The following is a 456-nucleotide window of genomic DNA, read 5'->3' on the forward strand; positions in this document are numbered from 1 at the left end:
GCCTTCGCCCGCAGCACGCTCTCGAACCGCTCAGGAGTCAGCGCCTCCAGCACACCGTCATCCAGCACACCCGCGGTATGCACCACAGCCGTCAGCGTCTCGGCCTCGGCGGCGAGCAGCGTACGCAGCGCGTCCCGGTCAGCGGCGTCACACGCCACCACCGCTACGTCCACGCCCAGCTCGGACAGTTCCGCCGCCAGCTCGGCGGCGCCGGGCGCATCGGCGCCCCGGCGGCTGGTGAGCACCAGGCGCTCGGCGCCCGCACCAGCCAGCCACCGCGCAACGCGACCACCCAGAGCACCCGTACCACCAGTCACCAGCACCGTCCCGGACGGCACCCAAGAACCCGAGTCCCCGGCAGCCGCACGAACCAGCCGACGCCCGAACACACCCGAAGACCGAACCGCTACCTGGTCCTCACCGGCAACACCACCGGCCAGCACACCGGCCAGCCGG

General features: G+C 72.8%; 1 protein-coding gene. It reads right to left on the reverse strand.

Going from position 1 to position 456, the window contains the following annotated elements:
• On the reverse strand, positions 1 to 456 hold a 456-nt coding region (locus ACEPPI_RS40715), incomplete at both ends, for an SDR family NAD(P)-dependent oxidoreductase (RefSeq protein ID WP_373920272.1).

The sequence above is a fragment of the Streptomyces sp. AB3(2024) genome (assembly GCF_041862025.1).
Taxonomy (GTDB): domain Bacteria; phylum Actinomycetota; class Actinomycetes; order Streptomycetales; family Streptomycetaceae; genus Streptomyces.